This is a genomic window from Sphingomonas kyeonggiensis, from assembly GCF_014196745.1.
Lineage (GTDB): Bacteria > Pseudomonadota > Alphaproteobacteria > Sphingomonadales > Sphingomonadaceae > Sphingomonas > Sphingomonas kyeonggiensis.
Window position 1 is genome coordinate 125,252 of record NZ_JACIEH010000006.1, and the last position, 12,734, is coordinate 137,985.

At 65.5% G+C, this 12,734-nt stretch carries 12 protein-coding genes; 1 reads left to right on the plus strand and 11 read right to left on the minus strand.

All coding sequences use genetic code 11. From position 1 onward, the window contains the following. Positions 1 to 579 (plus strand): mobile mystery protein B, encoded by a 579-nt coding sequence (locus tag GGR46_RS24755; RefSeq protein ID WP_246426367.1) that lies wholly within the window; start codon positions 1 to 3, stop codon positions 577 to 579. A 118-nt stretch (positions 580 to 697) separates the two neighbouring features. Here the strand turns inward: GGR46_RS24755 and GGR46_RS24760 are convergent, their stop codons facing one another. From GGR46_RS24760 to nirB, 11 genes are all read right to left on the minus strand, one after another. Next, positions 698 to 1,453, minus strand: a complete 756-nt coding sequence (locus tag GGR46_RS24760) for a hypothetical protein (protein ID WP_184000774.1) — start codon at positions 1,451 to 1,453, stop codon at positions 698 to 700. A gap of 133 nt (positions 1,454 to 1,586) precedes the next feature. Next, positions 1,587 to 1,754 carry a hypothetical protein gene (locus GGR46_RS24765; protein WP_184000775.1) on the minus strand — a complete coding sequence of 56 codons (168 nt, stop codon included), beginning with the start codon at positions 1,752 to 1,754 and terminating at the stop codon, positions 1,587 to 1,589. 220 nt (positions 1,755 to 1,974) lie between these two features. Then, complete coding sequence (locus GGR46_RS24770) at positions 1,975 to 3,249, minus strand: relaxase/mobilization nuclease domain-containing protein (protein WP_184000776.1); 1,275 nt, start codon at positions 3,247 to 3,249, stop codon at positions 1,975 to 1,977. Next, positions 3,246 to 3,617 carry a hypothetical protein gene (locus GGR46_RS24775; protein ID WP_184000777.1) on the minus strand — a complete coding sequence of 124 codons (372 nt, stop codon included), beginning with the start codon at positions 3,615 to 3,617 and terminating at the stop codon, positions 3,246 to 3,248. Before GGR46_RS24775 ends, GGR46_RS24770 begins: the two co-directional genes overlap by 4 nt. 267 nt (positions 3,618 to 3,884) lie before the next feature. Beyond that, on the minus strand, positions 3,885 to 4,424 hold the full coding sequence (gene mobA / locus GGR46_RS24780; protein WP_184000778.1) for a molybdenum cofactor guanylyltransferase: 540 nt from the start codon (positions 4,422 to 4,424) through the stop codon (positions 3,885 to 3,887). Further along, complete coding sequence (locus GGR46_RS24785; RefSeq protein ID WP_184000779.1) at positions 4,424 to 5,653, minus strand: molybdopterin molybdotransferase MoeA; 1,230 nt, start codon at positions 5,651 to 5,653, stop codon at positions 4,424 to 4,426. Before GGR46_RS24785 ends, mobA begins: the two co-directional genes overlap by 1 nt. After that, complete coding sequence (cobA, locus tag GGR46_RS24790; protein WP_184000780.1) at positions 5,650 to 6,423, minus strand: uroporphyrinogen-III C-methyltransferase; 774 nt, start codon at positions 6,421 to 6,423, stop codon at positions 5,650 to 5,652. The genes GGR46_RS24785 and cobA overlap by 4 nt, the downstream gene beginning before the upstream one ends. Then, positions 6,416 to 9,025, minus strand: coding sequence for a nitrate reductase (locus GGR46_RS24795; RefSeq protein ID WP_184000781.1), 2,610 nt, complete (start codon positions 9,023 to 9,025; stop codon positions 6,416 to 6,418). The genes cobA and GGR46_RS24795 overlap by 8 nt, the downstream gene beginning before the upstream one ends. An 8-nt stretch (positions 9,026 to 9,033) precedes the next feature. Beyond that, positions 9,034 to 9,888: a formate/nitrite transporter family protein gene (locus GGR46_RS24800; RefSeq protein ID WP_184000782.1), complete on the minus strand. Its 855-nt coding sequence runs from the start codon at positions 9,886 to 9,888 to the stop codon at positions 9,034 to 9,036. Between the two features lie 38 nt (positions 9,889 to 9,926). Beyond that, positions 9,927 to 10,265 carry a nitrite reductase small subunit NirD gene (gene nirD, locus GGR46_RS24805; RefSeq protein WP_184000783.1) on the minus strand — a complete coding sequence of 113 codons (339 nt, stop codon included), beginning with the start codon at positions 10,263 to 10,265 and terminating at the stop codon, positions 9,927 to 9,929. Further along, positions 10,262 to 12,727, minus strand: coding sequence for a nitrite reductase large subunit NirB (gene nirB, locus GGR46_RS24810; RefSeq protein ID WP_184000784.1), 2,466 nt, complete (start codon positions 12,725 to 12,727; stop codon positions 10,262 to 10,264). Before nirB ends, nirD begins: the two co-directional genes overlap by 4 nt. Positions 12,728 to 12,734 lie beyond the last annotated feature (7 nt).

Consider the following 12,734-nt stretch of genomic DNA (forward strand, 5'->3'; position numbering starts at 1 on the left):
TTGTTCGAAGACGACGACGACGCCAATACGCCGCTCACTGCCGAGGAGCGCGAGCAGCTAATCCCCTCCTACATCACGCTCCGGCACGAGCTGAACGAAGCCGAGCAGGTCAATATCGGCGAAGCGCTTCGCTGGGCCTATGTCCGCAGGCGTGATGTGCTCGATCAGGATTTCCTAAACGATCTGCACAAGCGCATGTTCGGGGACGTGTGGCGCTGGGCCGGACAATATCGCACGACCGCGCGGAATATCGGCATCGACGCCTATCGGATCGCGGTCGAGGTACGACAGGTCATCGATGACGCTCGCTATTGGGTAGAGAATGAAACCTACCCGCCGGATGAAATTGCCATTCGGTTCAGCCACCGCGTTGTTGCGATCCACCCGTTTCCCAACGGCAACGGACGTTTCTCGCGCCTAGTCGGCGACCTTCTTGCCCGTCAGCTCGGGCAACCCGCCTTCACATGGGGTCGCGCGAACTTGGTGGACGCCGGAGAGACGAGAGCACGATACATTGACGCTCTCCGCGCTGCCGATCAACACGACTTCGAACTGCTGCTGGCGTTCGCACGATCCTGACCGCATTCGTTTGGCCGTCAGGATTTTACGGGCAAGGCATCTTCGATCCGCGTAGTGTTGTAGCACGGCGACAGATTTCGCGCTGGCTGGAGCAATCTCATCGACATTGCTGGCGGGGTTAACGTTCGATAACAACTGCATGCATCTGGTAGACTTGCGCAGACCCTGTTCCGTATGTTGTGCAGTAAATCAATGCACCGTTCCGAGCCGGGAAATCCATTATCTGAGTAGATAGGGTAAACGAATCTGCCACTCCATTGGCTGCCGTTCCGCTAACAATCATCGTTAACGCCGATGGGGCATCGCCCGAAGAATTAGGAACGCCATTCAGATCGTTGATTGCCATGCACGTAGCTTTGTTCAAATAATTTTGGGAGAGGTACACGTCATTGGCCGATGCCGTTCCGGCTGGCCCATCGGTCCCTACTCCCTTTATTTGGCCGATCTTGAAGCCACCATGACCTGTTTTCCAATTCCCCATTCCGGCTGTGTCAGGGTTATTTCCCAAGGCACCAGCAGGTGGTACAGTCAATACAACACCGCCCCCCGCTGGGTCGAATATATTGCACCGCTTGTCAAGTGGAGCCGTAGCGTTTACAGGAGTAATAGCTGTATCATTATTTTTTCTGTAGAATAAATTGTTAAAATCTAGCGTTTCATCTGTGCATCCGTTGATCGTCTCAACTCTAATAATGGCAGCCCTAATTGGCGCTATATTTTGAATAATGGCGCTCGCATAAGCGCGAGCTTTCTCAGGGGATATATCATTTCCTCCCGATCGAGAGGATGAGAGTACCGCATAAGATAGAGCTGCAAATAGAACTACTGCTATAAGTATAATAATGAGTACGTTGCCGCTTTGCTTATTTTTCATGGAAATTAATTTTGATTATTAAAGTAGTGTGGATCCAATTATAACTTTGATTCATAAAATATTGCAATGCAAAATGAAAAATGAGCGATCCCGTTCACGGGCCGAGTATTGGGCCACACCCCTTTTATCACCGCTACGGGGATGGACCGCGTTTCGCGATCTCCGCGCGGATCATGGACAGAAGCGATTGCGTCGGGCTGCGTGTGGCTTCCGAGCGGAGCGCTTTGCTCGCCTCCTGAAAGAGCGCCGCGAGCTGCGAGTCGGTTTTCTTCGCCAGATCGGCTTTGGTTATTTTGAACATGGATTTCCTCCTGTTGGCTTGCGCCGCCCCCGATGGGCCGCGTTCAGGAGGCAGGAATCCGCTCGGTGATGATGTGCATTGCCCGGCAAGCGAAACGAACGTGGAGAAGGCGTTCGACGCCTTGCACTTCCCAATCACCGTGAAGGATAGACGACATCAAACGAGGTTCTCGGGGCAGAGCCCAACCGGACGGGATCAAAAATAGCCAAGCTCCTGGCTCTCACCGCCCCAGCTCGGGGCCTCGCGAACGGGGATCGCGAGCGGCCTGATCGGAACGCCCATCACGCGCCATCCCGCGATAGCGCGCGGCATCTCGATATAGCCCAAGCATCTGACGGGATTGCTGCTCGCGCGCCTGCCGGATTTCGTGCTGGAGACTTTGACGCTCTTTGAGCTGCGACAGGACAAGCTCATGCCGTTGCGCGCGGTCACGCTGAACACCGAAAAAGGCTTCGACCTCATTCTGTTTCCGGACCTTGAAGTATCGCCCCGTGAGGATGTCCCAGACGCCCGCCGCGCCTTTGCGCAATCGCGCCGACCGTGCCTGTTGCTCGACCACGTTACGATCGCGCTGGCGGTCGCCAAGAACCTTACGTTCTTGCTGGTGCTGCGCCTTCATTTCAGATTTGCGTTCGAGGAGCGGCTTCATCGCATTGTGTGCGATCCGTTTCGCCTCGGAAATATAACCGGAGAGTCTTGGCGCGACAGTCTGCGCAATGTGGCGCGTTGTCTCCGCGACGCTGCGGAATTGATTCGGATCGCCCAGCTTCACAGCGACTTCCTTGCTTCTGGCTGCAACCATTCGGGAGATGGGAAGAACCTCCCCGTCGATGGTTACGGCGACGTGGCCGCGCCGGTCGCCTTGAGCAAGGAACAGCCCGCGCTCTTCGAGCGCCTTCGCGAATGCCACGCCATTTTCAGACATCGCCCAGCATTCCTGAATAGTCGCCTTGATCTCGCGTGGATCGATGCCCGCGCGCTTGGCCTGCTGCCATTCGGCAAGCCCGAATGAGCGAGGGTCACGCAGCCGGGAATCTCGATACCCATCAGGCAAGGCCCATCCATTTTCGAGGAACAGACTCTTGCCGATTTCCTTGAGCTTCATCTTGAAGAACGGCAGCGGCTTAGCGGTCATGGTCTGCGCGTCGATGCGCGACCAGACCGCATGAGCATGACGGCGGCCCTCCTTCTCATGGAAGACGATCATGCGCGGTTGGCCTTGTAGGCCAAGACGTTCCTCGATTGCTGCGCAGGCTTTCTCGAAGACCTCAATCCGCACCGACTCGTTGGCAGGTGGATTGAGCGAAACAGAAAAGAGGTGCTGTTTGCACTTCGTCCCGCGCGACAGGGCATAGGCCTCTTTCATCGCGCCCATCAGATCGTCGGCCACGAAGCCGCTCACCTCGTGGACTTCGACATGCTCGTTCTCGTCCGCCTTTAGCAGGTGAACGCCGAGCTGTTTCGCACCGCTCCGTTGGGACGCTTTGAGGATCACGGCGACACCTCAAGATTCAGCGCCTCAATCAACAGGCGGCGCATTTCCTGCACCTGTACCGCAGCGTCATTGAGGGCCGCTTCGGTATCAGGCGTAACCGGCAGACTCCCGCTGTTTGCTGATCGCGCGAGCTGGTTGAGGTTGGACGAAAGCCGTGACTGTCCGAGCATCGCCAGAACCTGAGCCAAGGCCTGCTCGTCCTTGACCGGCTTGCGCAATCGGCGGCGCGATTGGCTAGCGCCCTCCTCGCCGAAGAGACGGGAATGGATATATGCGCCAAGCGTCATATTCCCTGCCGCTGTTTCCAGCCGGGCGCGTTGCTCGAAAGTCAGCCGGAGCGAGAACGGGGCTGGGCGCTTCTTCGCCATGCCGCCCCCGCTCAGGCCAGTTTGCGCCTCCGCCCGATAGCCGGATGGCTGTCGCGCGGGGCGTCTCCATCCTTCCGTTCATTGCTGTTTCCGGGTTTCTCAGAACCGAGACTTGAATGCTGAAGGACATCGTTCCATTCCTTCAGCATATCGCTCAGGCGGTTCGAACCTGCACCCAGCAGGTCCACCACTACCAAGCCAGCGGCCCCAAGGGGTTAGCTGGCTTTGTCGTTTCTGGGCTCAAGGGCCGTGCGACGTGGCTGCGAATCAGAGAGGTTCCGCTGGCGAGATGGGCGGGCCGGGAAGGTCCTCCGCGGAATTGATGTTCCGCAGGCCCAGATGCTGGTCATCGATCAGCTGCGCGTCGCTTGCCTGCAGCCAGCTGCGGATCGACAGCGCGCCGCTTGCCAGATGACGATCGAGCGCTGGGCCGAGCGCGACTGGCCAATGTCCGATCGCCCATTGCGTCCGCAGCACGGCAGGATTGTTGCGCACCAAGAGCTTCAACGCGTCGGGCAGCGGATACACGTCGATCGGGGCGCACAATACCGAATCGAACCTGTATTCGATCGCGTAACGCAGGGCGGCGTTGAGGCCAGCCAAGGGGCCATGGCCGCCGGCGGGGCTGTCGTCGATCGACACGAGGCCGGGCCAGGGGCGTCCACAGCTCACCACCGTTTCCGCATGCGCGGCCAGCGCTTCGATCGCATGCGCGATCAGCGGTCTGCCCTCCAGCATAGCCAGCGCCTTGTCGCTGCCGAAGCGGCTCGATCGGCCGCCGGCAAGGACCGCGCCGAGGATCCGCATCAGAAGCGCAGGGTCTCGACGGGCGTGCCGGCGGACAGCGTGCCGGTACCGGCGGGAAGGCGTACCAGCGCGTCGGCCTGGGCGAGCATGCACTGGGCCGACGCCGACTGGCGGGCGAGGACGCGGACCCCTTCCTCCAGCCGCTCGGCGCAGAGGAACGCCTCGCGGTCGCCCGCGCTGACGTCTTCGACAAGCGGCACGCGTTCCCAGCGCAGCGCCGGCGCTGCGCCGCGGCCGCCCAGCGCGGTCAGCAGCGGCGCCAGGAACAGCCGGGCGACCGTCATCGCCGCGGTCGGATTGCCGGGCAGGCCGAGCACCAGCTTCGCACCGATCCGACCGAGCCAGACGGGCTTGCCGGGCTTGATCGCGACATCGGCAAAGGCGAGCTCCAGGCCAAGCGGCACCAATGCCGCCTTGGCGAAGTCGCGGTCGCCGCGCGAGGCGCCGCCGCACAGGACCAGGACATCGGCATCCTCCAGTGCAGCCTCGGTAGCGGTGGTGAGCAGCGCTGCATCGTCGCGCACCCGCACGGCGCCGAGCGGCTTGGCGCCCCATTGCCGGGCCATCAGAAGGACGGATTCGGAAAGGCTGTCGGGGACGCCGCCATTTGCACGCGCTTCGCCCGCCGGCACGAGTTCGTCGCCGGTTGCGATCACGCGGACGCGCGGCGCGCGCCATACGGTCAGCATCGCGGTATCGGCGGCTGCGGCGACGACGAGCGCGCGGGGATCGAGCAGCCGGCCCGCGGGCAGCACGACCGTTCCCACCGCAGTGTCCGATCCGCGCAACCGGACGTGCGGCTTGGCGGGAACCGGAGCGTCGAGCGTGAGAACCCCATCGGCGGCGGCGACCAGCTCGCGCATCAGCACCCGGTCGGCGCCCGCGGGCATCGGCGCGCCGGTCATGATCCGCACCGCTTCGCCCGGCCCGACCGTCCCATGGAACGGCGCCCCCGGATAGGCGGCGCCGCGCACGACGAACCGGCGCTGGCCGGCGGCGAGATCGGCCTCGCGCACCGCGAATCCGTCCATCGCCGCCAGATCGCGGGCCGGAATGTCCATCGCGGCGCAGACCGGCTCCGCCAGCACGCGCCGCCCCGCCTTGCCGAGCGGCACGCTCTCGGTACCCAGCGGCCGGGCGATCGCCGCGAGGATCGCCTGGGCAGCATCGAACCGCAGCGAAGCGCCGCAGGGCACGCGCTCCTCCGCCGCAACCCGGACATGCTTCATGCGCAGCGCTCCGCCAGTTCCGCCGCGATCGTCGCGCCGCCAAGCGCCACCGCTTCGCCGACCAGCAGGAGCGTCGGCTTGTCCTGCGCGATCGCGCCGGTGGCGATCGGCAGCAGGTCGAGCCTTGTATGGAGCAGCCGCTCGCCCGGCAGGCTGATGTCGCAGGCGACCAGCACCGGTGTCGCGCCGTCCAGCCCCGCTGCGATCAGCTGCCGGCTGATCTCGCCCGCCGCGCCGCGGCCCATATAGAAGGCGGTGGTGCTGTGCGGATCGGCGAGCGCCGCCCAGTCGAGCGCCAGCGGTTCGCCGGCCCGGACATGCGCGGTGACGAACTGGACGCGGCGGGCGAACCCCCGCAAGGATAAGGAGATGCCGGCCGAGGCTGAGGCCGCGCTCGCCGCGGTGATGCCGGGGCAGATGCGCGTCTTGACCCCCACCGCGGCCAGCGCAGTGATCTCCTCGGTCGAGCGGCCGAACATCGACGGGTCGCCGCCCTTCAGCCGCACCACGCGCTCACCGTCGAGCGCGGCTTCGACCAGCAGCGCGTCGATCGTTGCCTGATCCTTCGAATGCCGGCCCGAGCGCTTGCCGACCGGGACCAATCGGACACCTTCCGGAATCAACGCCAGCACGCCGGGCCCGACAAGCGCGTCGTAGAAGACCACGCTCGCCGCGCGCAGCAGCCGCTCGGCCTTGCGGGTGAGCAGGTCGGGATCGCCCGGCCCGGCGCCGACCAGCCAGACCTCGCCGGGGAGGAAGCTCTCATCCATTGGCGGCACTCCTGTTCTCTTCGAGGATCCGGCGGATCGAGGGGCGGCACGAGCCGCAATTGGTGCCCGCCGAAAGCGCGGCACCCACCGCTTCGACGGTGGTGAGCTGCTGGCTGCCGATCGCGGCGACGATGGTCTTGAGGCCGACATCGAAGCACAGGCAGATGATCGGCCCGCGATCCTCGCGCGCGCCCGGTGGGGCGCCGGCGAGCAGCGCGGCCGTCGCGGCCTGGCCCAGCTGCTCGACCAGCCATTCGCGCCTGGGCAATATCCCGCGCTCGGTACGGAACAGCGCCGCGACCAGCCGGCCGTCGCGCATCACCGCCACACGGTGCGATCCGCGCGCGCGGTCGAAGCTCTCGATCCGCTCGCCGCGCGGCAGCTTCGCTTCGATCGCCTGCGCATCGCCGTCACCCTCCAACTCGAACAGCATGCCGCCCGGCACGGTGACGCGGGTCGCCCACAGGCAATCGGGCCGCTCCATCGCCTCGGTGGTGATCAGGAAGCCGCGCCAGGCGGGTGCAACCGCCTCGATCTTCGCCGGCGTCGACTTGAACCCGGGCTGGCCCGAATGCGGATCGACCAGCGGGCGGGGAAGCAGGCCGGTGCGGCCGCCGGTCGATTGCCGATCGGTCCAGTGGATCGGGGTGAAAATCTCGCTGCGGCGCTGGCCGGTGCTGAACTGGACGCGGAACAGGCTCGCGCCCTGCGGCGTCGAGACGCGGGCGAGGCCGCCATCCTCCAGACCCTGGGCGGCCGCGTCCTCGGGATGGACCTCGACCAGCGGCTCCTCGCGGTGGCGGGAGAGCTTGGGGCTGAGCCCGGTGCGCGTCATCGTGTGCCATTGGTCGCGGTAGCGCCCGGTGTTGAGCGTCATCGGCCAGTTGGCGAGCGGCGCGGGCAACGGCATCTGGCTGACCGCCACCAGCCGTGCGCGGCCATCGGGCGTCGGGAAGCGGCCATCGGCAAAGGGGTCGCCACCCCAGCGGAAGGGGGGCATCGTCTGGTAATCGGCATTGCCGATCGCGACCTTGTCGCCCAGGTCGAACAGCCGCGTGCCGTCATTCTGATAGGCGGAGAGCCGGGCATGCTCGCGGAAGATGTCGGCGGGGCGGGCATAGGCGAAGTCGCCCGGCCAGCCCATGCGGCGGCCGACTTCCTTGATGATCCACCAGTCGGGCCGCGCCTCGCCCGGCGCCTCGAACAGGGCGCGCTGGCGGCTGACCAGGCGTTCCGAATTGGTGACGGTGCCGTCCTTCTCGCCCCAGCCGGTGGCGGGCAGGCGGACATGCGCGAAGGGGGTGCAATCGGTCTCGGCGATCACGTCCGAGATTGCCACGAACGGGCAGCGCGCCAGTGCTTCGCGCACCGCCCCGGCATCGGGCATTGAGACGGCGGGGTTGGTCGCCATGATCCACAGCGCCTTGATCCGGCCTTCGCCCATCGCCCGGAACAGGTCGACTGCCTTGAGACCGGCCTTGGGTGCTATCGTGGGCGAGGCCCAGAAACGCTGGACGCGGGCGCGGTTCTCGGGCGCGAAATCCATGTGCGAGGCGAGGCTCGAGGCGAGCCCGCCGACTTCCCGGCCGCCCATCGCATTGGGCTGGCCGGTGATCGAGAAGGGCGCCGCGCCCTGCTTGCCGATCCGACCGGTGGCGAGGTGCAGGTTAAGGATCGCGTTGACCTGATCGGTGCCGCGGATCGACTGGTTGATGCCCTGGCTGAACAGGGTGACCGTTCGCGGATGCGCGGCGAACAGCTCATAGAAGCGCCTGAGGTCGGCGGCCGGCACTTCGCATGTCCGCGCCACCGACCACAGGTCGCTTCCCTCTCCAACCCCGTCCCAGAATCCTTCGGGCACATTCACGCTCGCGGCGAGATAGGCCTCGTCGACCAGCCCGGCCTCGCGGCAATGGGCGAGCAGCCCGTTCATCAGCGCCACGTCGCTGCCCGGCCGGATGGCGAGGTGCAGGTCAGCACCCTCGCACGTCTCGGTGCGGCGCGGATCGATCACCACCAGCTTCGCCCCGGCATCGCAGCGCGCGCGGATGCGCTGATAGACGATCGGATGGCACCAGGCGGTGTTCGAGCCGACCAGTATGATCAGGTCGGCCGCGTCGAGATCGTCATAGCTCGCCGGCACGACGTCCTCGCCGAACGCACGGACATGGCCGGCGACCGCACTCGACATGCAGAGCCGCGAATTGGTGTCGATATTGCCCGAGCCGATGAACCCCTTCATCAGCTTGTTGGCGACGTAGTAATCCTCGGTCAGCAGCTGGCCCGAGACATAGAAGGCGACACTGTCCGGCCCATGCTCGGCGATCGCCTGCTTGAAGCGCTTCGCGACCAGGTCGAGCGCCTTGTCCCAGCTTGCCCGGCGCTTGCCGATGATCGGGTGGAGCAGCCGGCCTTCGAGCCCGACCGTCTCGCCAAGATGCGTGCCCTTGGAACAGAGCCGGCCGCGATTGGCGGGGTGCTCGGGATCGCCCTTGATCTCGACCGCGCGCGCGCCGGTGCGCGTCGCAACGATCCCGCAGCCGACGCCGCAATAGGCGCAGGTGGTGCGCACCTGATCACCGATCGGGCGGGGCTGCGACATCGGGAGCCTCAGGCCGCGAACTTGCGGACGGAGGTGTCGGCGACGGGTGTGGTCACCGGTCCGCGCTTCGGCGCGGTGCGAGCATGGGTCGCGTAGAGCATCAGCCCGGTGAAGGTTAGCCCGCCGACCATGTTGCCGAGCACGGTCGGCACTTCGTTCCAGAGGAAATAGTCGCCTAGCGAGAAGGCGCCGCCCATCATCAGCGCGGAGGGGAACAGGAACATGTTCACCACCGAATGCTCGAACACCATGTAGAAGAAGAGCATGATCGGCATCCACATCGCGAGCACCTTGCCCGTGACGCTGCGCGACAGCATTGCGCCAATCACGCCGGTCGAGACCATCCAGTTGCAGAGCATCCCGCGTACGAAGATCGTGAACCAGCCGGCGATGCCATGGGCAGCATAGCCGAGCGTCCGGTCGGCGCCGATATGGGCGATCTTCTGCCCGACCACGCTGGGCGCGGTGGAGAAGCCATAGGTGAAATAGACGGTCATCAGGAAAGCGACGACGAGCGCCCCGGCGAAATTGCCGGCGAACACCAGGCCCCAATTGCGCAGCACGCCGCCGATCGTCACGCCCGGCCGCCGATCGAGCCAGGCGAGCGGGGCGAGGACGAAGACGCCGGTGAGCAGGTCGTAGCCGAGCAAGTAGAGAATGCAGAAGCCAACCGGGAACAGGATCGCCCCCGCCAGCGGCTGGCCGGTCTGGACAGTGACGGTCACTGCGAAGACGGCGCCGAGCGCCAGCGTCGCCCCGGCCATGAAGGCGCGGATGATCGTATCGCGGGTGGACATGAAGATCTTGGATTCGCCCGCGTCGATCGCGTTACGAACGAACTCGGCCGGTTGCAGATAGTCCATGGTCGGATGCCTTTCTGAGATCGATGGGGGAAGGGCGTTCACGCCGCCGCCTTCAGCGTGCTCGCGCGGCAGATCAGCACCCGCCCGCCGCTCACCTTCACAGGGATCACCGGGGTGCAGCCCTTGTCCTCGCCCTGGGCCTGGCCGGTCGCCAGTGCGATGTTCCAGTTGTGCAACGGACAGGCGACGCTGTGGCCATGGACCAGCCCCGCGCTGAGCGGGCCGCCCTTGTGCGGGCAGCGGTTGACCAGCGCGAATACCTTGTCGTCGCCGGTGCGGAACACCGCGATCTCCTCGCCGCCCTCGACGGGGACGGTACGGCTGCCGCGGACCGGGATCTCCTGCAGCCAGCCGATATCGAGCCACTCGCCGATCATGCGATTTCCTCCTGGAGCACGGGTTTGAACGCAGCCATGTGGGCGTGCTGCTCGCGTTCCTGGCCGGCGGCGCGCTCGGCCCAGGGGTCGTCCTGGCTGAAGGTCTGCGAATGCCAGAAGCGCGCGGCGAGAGCGTCGCGGAGTTCCGCGTCCTCGACGATCCGGTCCTTCACATATTGCAGCCCGACGCGCTCGATCCACGGCGCGGTGCGCTCGAGATAGCGCGCTTCCTCGCGGTAGAGCTGGACGAAGGCGGCGGCATAGTGGAGCGACTCCTCCTCGGTCGCGACCTTCACCAGCAGGTCGGTCGCGCGGACATGGATGCCGCCATTGCCGCCGACATGGAGCTCGTAGCCCGAGTCCACGCAGACCACGCCGAAGTCCTTGATCGTCGCCTCGGCGCAGTTCCGGGGGCAGCCCGAGACTGCCATCTTGAACTTGTGCGGCATCCACGAGCCCCAGAAGCCGCGCTCCAGCTTGACGCCGAGCCCGGTCGAATCCTGGGTGCCGAAGCGGCACCATTCGGAGCCGACACAGGTCTTCACCGTGCGCAGCGCCTTGCCATAGGCGTGGCCCGAGACCATGCCGGCGGCGTTGAGATCGGCCCATACCGCGGGCAGGTCTTCCTTCCTGATCCCGAAGATGTCGAGCCGCTGGCCGCCGGTGACCTTGACCATCGGTGCGTCGTATTTCTCGACGACATCGGCGATCGCGCGCAGTTCCTGCGGCGTGGTGATGCCGCCCCACATGCGCGGGACGACCGAATAGGTGCCGTCCTTCTGGATGTTGGCGTGCATCCGCTCGTTGACGAAGCGGCTCTGCTGGTCGTCCTGATATTCGCCGGGCAGCGCGCAGAGCAGGTAATAGTTGAGTGCCGGGCGGCAGGAGGAGCAGCCATCGGGCGTGCTCCAGTGGAGCTTCTGCATCACTTCGGGGATCGAGCGCATGCCCTGCGCGACGATCTCGCGGCGGACATCGTCATGGCCGAAGCTGGTGCATTTGCACATCGTCTTGGGACCTGACTGGACCGCATCGCCCAGCGTGACCGCCAGCAGCGTCTCGACCAGCCCGGTGCATGACCCGCAGCTCGCCGAGGCCTTGCACCCCGCGCGCACTGCATCGAGGCTGCACGCCCCCTTCTCGATGCAGGCGACGACCTGGCCCTTGGACACGCCGTTGCAGCCGCAGATCTCGGCATCGTCCGAGAGCGCCGCAACGGCCGCCTTAGGGTCCGCCTGCCCACCTCCCTGGGCGAAGGCCTGGCCGAAGATCAGCAGGTCGCGCAGCTCGGAGATGTCTTCCTGCTTCTTGAGCAGGTCGAAATACCAGCTGCCATCGGCGGTATCGCCGTAGAGTACCGCGCCAACGATGCGGTCGTCCTTCACCACCACGCGCTTGTAGATGCCGCGGCTGGCATCGCGCAGCACGATGTCCTCGGCACCGTCGCCGCCCGAGAAGTCGCCGGCGGAGAACAGGTCGATGCCCGAGACCTTGAGCTTGGTCGAGGTGACCGAGCCGCGATAGCCGGTTGGCGCCTCGACCAGTCCGTCGGCGAGCGCCCGGCACATCTCCCAGAGCGGCGCAACCAGGCCATAGACATTGCCGTCATGCTCGACGCATTCGCCGACCGCGAGCACGTCCGGATCGCTGGTGACCATGTGGTCGTCGACCTGGATGCCGCGGCCCACCGCCAGCCCGGCTTCGCGGGCGAGCGCGGTCGAGGGGCGGATGCCCACCGCCATCACCACCAGGCTCGCCGGGATCACCCGCCCGTCCTTGAGCTTCACGCCCTCGACATGGGTAGTGCCGAGGATCTCGGCGGTATCGGCGCCGGTGAGGATCGTCTGGCCGCGCGATTCCAGTTCCGACTTGAGCAGCCAGCCCGCCGCCTCGTCGAGCTGGCGCTCCATCAGCGTCGGCATCAGGTGGAGGACGGTGACCTTCATCCCGCGCAGGGTGAGCCCGTGCGCCGCCTCCAGCCCGAGCAGGCCGCCGCCGATCACCACGGCATCACCACCCCTGTCCGCGGCGGCGAGCATCGCGTCGACGTCCTTCATGTCGCGGAAGCTGATCACGCCGGACAGGTCCTTGCCCGGCACCGGGATGATGAAGGGATCGGAGCCGGTGGCGATCAGCAGCTTGTCGTAGCTGACGCTGCGCCCGCTGGCGGCGGTGACGGTGCGTGCTTCCCGGTCGATCCCGGTGACGCTGTCGCCGGAGACCAGCTCGATGCCGTTGCCGTCATACCAGTCGCGCGGGTTGATCACGATCTCGTCGAACGTCTTCTCGCCGGCGAGGACGGGCGAGAGCATGATCCGGTTGTAGTTCACATGCGGCTCAGCGCCGAAGATCGTCACGCGGTAGCGACCGGGATCGCGGGCGAGCAGCTCCTCCACGGCGCGGCAGCCGGCCATGCCGTTGCCGACCACCACCAAATGCGGGCGTTCGATGTGATGCGTCATGCTTGGT